Source organism: Escherichia sp. XD33, from assembly GCF_019375075.1.
GTDB lineage: Bacteria > Pseudomonadota > Gammaproteobacteria > Enterobacterales > Enterobacteriaceae > Enterobacter > Enterobacter flexneri_A.
In genome coordinates this window covers 1-4,678 of the sequence record NZ_JAENDM010000111.1, presented here as the reverse complement: position 1 = coordinate 4,678, position 4,678 = coordinate 1, and the positions used below count along the sequence as shown (strand labels likewise).

The following is a 4,678-nucleotide window of genomic DNA, read 5'->3' as shown; positions in this document are numbered from 1 at the left end:
CGTACGGCCCACAGAATGATGTCACGCTGAAAATGCCGGCCTTTGAATGGGTTCATGTGCAGCTCCATCAGCAAAAGGGGATGATAAGTTTATCACCACCGACTATTTGCAACAGTGCCAAATTTTGTATAATAGGAATTGAAGTTAAATTAGATGCTAAAAATTTGTAATTAAGAAGGAGGGATTCGTCATGTTGGTATTCCAAATGCGTTATCAAATGCGTTATGTAGATAAAACATCTACTGTTTTGAAACAGACTAAAAAAAGTGATTACGCAGATAAATAAATACGTTAGATTAATTCCTACCAGTGACTAATCTTATGACTTTTTAAACAGATAACTAAAATTACAAACAAATCGTTTAACTTCTGTATTTGTTTATAGATGTAATCACTTCAGGAGTAAATTACATGAACAAAAATATAAAATATTCTCAAAACTTTTTAACGAGTGAAAAAGTACTCAACCAAATAATAAAACAATTGAATTTAAAAGAAACCGATACCGTTTACGAAATTGGAACAGGTAAAGGGCATTTAACGACGAAACTGGCTAAAATAAGTAAACAGGTAACGTCTATTGAATTAGACAGTCATCTATTCAACTTATCGTCAGAAAAATTAAAACTGAATACTCGTGTCACTTTAATTCACCAAGATATTCTACAGTTTCAATTCCCTAACAAACAGAGGTATAAAATTGTTGGGAATATTCCTTACCATTTAAGCACACAAATTATTAAAAAAGTGGTTTTTGAAAGCCATGCGTCTGACATCTATCTGATTGTTGAAGAAGGATTCTACAAGCGTACCTTGGATATTCACCGAACACTAGGGTTGCTCTTGCACACTCAAGTCTCGATTCAGCAATTGCTTAAGCTGCCAGCGGAATGCTTTCATCCTAAACCAAGAGTAAACAGTGTCTTAATAAAACTTACCCGCCATACCACAGATGTTCCAGATAAATATTGGAAGCTATATACGTACTTTGTTTCAAAATGGGTCAATCGAGAATATCGTCAACTGTTTACTAAAAATCAGTTTCATCAAGCAATGAAACACGCCAAAGTAAACAATTTAAGTACCGTTACTTATGAGCAAGTATTGTCTATTTTTAATAGTTATCTATTATTTAACGGGAGGAAATAATTCTATGAGTCGCTTTTGTAAATTTGGAAAGTTACACGTTACTAAAGGGAATGTAGATAAATTATTAGGTATACTACTGACAGCTTCCAAGGAGCTAAAGAGGTCCCTAGACTAGCAAGAAGTACACAAGAAGCCTTAAAGATTATAGAAAAGCTTTTCCATGAAATGCTTAACATTATTTAATGTTAACATGTGGCTTTGTGGTAACTACCACGAGTGGTAACTTGTAACATGAAAAAAGTTACAAGTTACAAGTGGTTTATTTACGAACATAAAGGCTAGGAAAGCACTTGATAAGTATATCAAGTGCTTTTTTTCCGTTCGATTTTACTATCCAAGATACCGCTTGACGTACCTAATATTTTAGTGTGCTAAGGGCTTTGCTTTTTCTGGTTATAGTTCGTTCAAAAAAGACCGCAAGGGTAAATGCACGATCATAGATCGCCCTTGCAGCTTTTTAATCTCTCCACTTTTTTATAACCAAGCAAACCACCAAGCACACTGAAAAAATAATTAGGAACTAAAGCGAAGTGCGTATCTTGGATAAATCTTCACTCGATTTTAAAAGATTAAGCACCCAGCCAAAGCGCCTAAAAAAATAATTTTTTTAAAGAAAGGAAGTAATTTAAATGACTACAATTTTAAGCGACTACAATAAATCTATCCTAATTGAATTACTAAACACCAATCGCCAAATTATCGTCGTTCATGGCGACGATATTGATGATTATTACACAGATTCTTGCTATGACATTATCTTTATTGATTACTATGATGATGATGATTTCACTTATAACGGACAGGAAATATGGCGTGGCGATAGCATTTATCTTGTAAAAAGTTATCAAGATGAAATTCAAAACCGTATAGAAAAAGGACAAGAGCTGATATTTGTTAATAAAGAAAATGATATATCATTTTCAGAATCTATTTTAACTTATTACCATCTATTTGATTATGCTGGTAAAACGTTTGAAATAGACGGTCAAATCATTGATGAACAAACAAAAGTTTTTGCCGCACCCGAGCGCCGCTGCGCATGTCGCACGTGCTGGAAGGTGCCAGCCAGGAAGACCTGAACCTTTACCGCGCGGAAGTGGAGCGCGACCAGGCCTATGGCAACTGGCGCGATTTCTTCCTGAACAAGAAGGGCAGCGTCACATCCGTGAGCGGTGATGCCAACCTCGACCAGATCGCGGACGTGTCGTACCTGCTGGATACCTTCTTTGCCAAGGTCACCCGCACCGCGTTGCAGAACGCCGCCTCCATCGCGGGCCTGATGATCACCACCGAAGCCATGGTGGCCGAGGCCCCGAAGAAGGACGAGCCGGCGATGCCGCCGGGCGGCGGCATGGGTGGCATGGGCGGCATGGATTTCTGATGCGGTTGGCCCGGTCGTCAGGGAACCGGACCGCGCCAGCGCGGTCCGATCCCGGCAACGACCCGACATCAAGGCCCCAAGGACGGGGCCGGAGCCCGGCAGCGATGCCGGGCTTTTTGTTGTGCCCGCGCCGCGGCAATGTCTGACGCGAAGATCAGAACGCACCGATACGAACGTGCGAACACAGGTGCAACCCTGAGCAGCCGTCCCCGCACCGGAGCGCTGCGTGCCGCGCCTCGCCACATCCCGGCGGCAAGCCGCGGGATGCGCGCCACTGCCGTCCGCCCACACCGGTTCGCGGTACGCGCGCCACGCGCCCGAGCGCACGCTGCTGTACGCGTTGGTAGAGGCGCACTACCCGGACTTCATTGCACGGATCGAAGCGGAGGGCCGCTCGCTGCCCGGGTATGTCCGCGAGGCGTTCGATGCCTACCTGCGTTGCGGCGTGCTCGAGCACGGCTTCCTGCGGGTGGTGTGCGAGCACTGCCGTGCAGAGAGGCTGGTGGCCTTCTCCTGCAAGAAGCGCGGGTTCTGCCCGAGTTGCGGCGCGCGACGCATGGCCGAGAGTGCGCGGCACCTGGTCGAGGAGGTGTTCGGCCCGCGGCCTGTGCGGCAATGGGTGCTGAGCTTTCCGTACCCCTTGCGTTTCCTGTTCGCCAGCAAGCCAGAAGCCATTGGCCCGGTGCTGGGCATCGTGCAGCGCGTGATCGCCGGCTGGTTGGCCGATCAAGCCGGCATCGACCGCGCCAGCGCCCAGTGCGGCGCGGTGACGCTGATCCAGCGTTTCGGCAGCGCGCTGAACCTGAACATCCACTTCCACATGCTGTGGCTCGACGGCGTGTACGTGGAAGCCACCGAGCTGCCGCGGCGCGAACTGCGCCTGCACCGCGCCCGTGCGCCCACCACCGCGCAGTTGACCCAGCTGGCAGCTGCCATCGCGCACCGGGTGTGTCGGCACCTGACGCGCAAAGGCTGGCTCGAAGGGGAGGGCGAATCGGCCTTCCTGGCAGACAGCGCTGCAGGCGACGACAGCATGGATGGGCTGCGGATGAGTTCGATCACCTACCGCATCGCCACCGGCCGCGACGCTGGCTGCAAGGTCGTCACGCTGCAAACGCTGCCCGGTGACGCCGGTTCGCTGGAGGGCGAAGCCGGCAAGGTCGGCGGCTTCTCACTGCATGCCGGCGTGGCGGCCGAAGCACACGAAAGCCACAAGCTGGAAAAGCTGTGCCGCTACATCACGCGCCCGGCGATCAGCGAGAAGCGGCTGTCGATAGCGCTCCAGGGCAGGGTGCGTTACCAGCTCAAGACCCCGTGGCGCAATGGCACCACGCATGTGGAATGGGATCCGGTGGATTTCATCGCCAAGCTGGCGGCGCTGGTCCCGCCACCGCGCGCCCACCTGACCCGCTTCCACGGGGTGTTTGCCCCGAACGCCGCCCTGCGCGCACAGCTGACGCCATCGGGGCGCGGCAGGCGGCATGACGCCGCTGTGGAGCCGGCGGACGCAAGCGCGAACGACGCGCCGCGCAGCCCCGAGGAGAAGCGCCGTTCGATGAGCTGGGCGCAACGCCTCAAGCGGGTCTTTTCCATCGACGTCACCGCCTGCGTCCACTGCGGTGGCACCGTGCGGATCGTCGCCAGCATCGAGGAACCTGCCGCCATCCGCGCCATCCTTGGCCACTTCGTGAAGCAGGGCGCGCGGGAAGAAGCGCACTACAGGCCCGCAGCGCGCGCACCGCCAGTGCAAGCCGCGTGACGATCTGCCGGCTGCACAGCCGACGGCGAAACCGGAATCCGAGCCGATGCGGCCACGATCCGCAGGGCGGCGCTCGGCCCGCTGTCGGGAATCAGCGAAGCATGGCTGCTGACAACGCCGCTGCGTGGCCCCGCGATGCCGAAATCCCACTCACAGACGTCCGATCCGTGCCCAAAACGGGGCTTGCGCGACCGCCGCCTACCCAGCAGACTGCCCGAAAAGGGCGTTTGAACTTCCTATACGCTGATAGTGCATTATCTTAAAATTTTGGGCACTGTTGCAAAGTTAGCGATGAGGCAGCCTTTTGTCTTATTCAAAGGCCTTACATTTCAAAAACTCTGCTTACCAGGCGCATTTCGCCCAGGGGATCACCATAATAAAATGCTGAG

General features: G+C 51.2%; 4 protein-coding genes and 1 pseudogene. All 5 read left to right on the top strand.

Translation table 11 applies throughout. The features are described from left to right. Positions 1 to 190: 190 nt before the first annotated feature. The 5 genes and pseudogenes from K0778_RS24865 (at position 191) to K0778_RS24840 (ending at position 4,289) form a co-directional block, all read left to right on the top strand. Positions 191 to 286 (top strand): 23S rRNA methyltransferase attenuation leader peptide, encoded by a 96-nt coding sequence (locus tag K0778_RS24865; RefSeq protein ID WP_013362819.1) that lies wholly within the window; start codon positions 191 to 193, stop codon positions 284 to 286. A 125-nt stretch (positions 287 to 411) separates the two neighbouring features. Continuing rightward, the gene (gene erm(B) / locus K0778_RS24860; protein ID WP_013362818.1) at positions 412 to 1,149 is read left to right on the top strand and encodes a 23S rRNA (adenine(2058)-N(6))-methyltransferase Erm(B); all 738 of its coding nucleotides are present in this window, start codon (positions 412 to 414) and stop codon (positions 1,147 to 1,149) included. A 629-nt stretch (positions 1,150 to 1,778) separates the two neighbouring features. Then, entirely contained in the window at positions 1,779 to 2,228 is a 450-nt protein-coding gene (locus K0778_RS24850) for a hypothetical protein (RefSeq protein ID WP_013362817.1), read from the top strand. A gap of 152 nt (positions 2,229 to 2,380) precedes the next feature. Next, positions 2,381 to 2,530: pseudogene (locus tag K0778_RS28010) on the top strand (hypothetical protein); the annotation flags it as partial. Positions 2,531 to 2,804: 274 nt separating this feature from the next. Then, the gene (locus tag K0778_RS24840) at positions 2,805 to 4,289 is read left to right on the top strand and encodes an IS91 family transposase (RefSeq protein ID WP_032152108.1); all 1,485 of its coding nucleotides are present in this window, start codon (positions 2,805 to 2,807) and stop codon (positions 4,287 to 4,289) included. Positions 4,290 to 4,678: the final 389 nt, after the last annotated feature.

Coding starts and splice junctions, on each gene's coding strand:
- K0778_RS24865 (WP_013362819.1), top strand. CDS start 191: ATGTTGGTATTCCAAATGCGTTATCAAATGCGTTATGTAGATAAAACA.
- K0778_RS24850 (WP_013362817.1), top strand. CDS start 1,779: ATGACTACAATTTTAAGCGACTACAATAAATCTATCCTAATTGAATTA.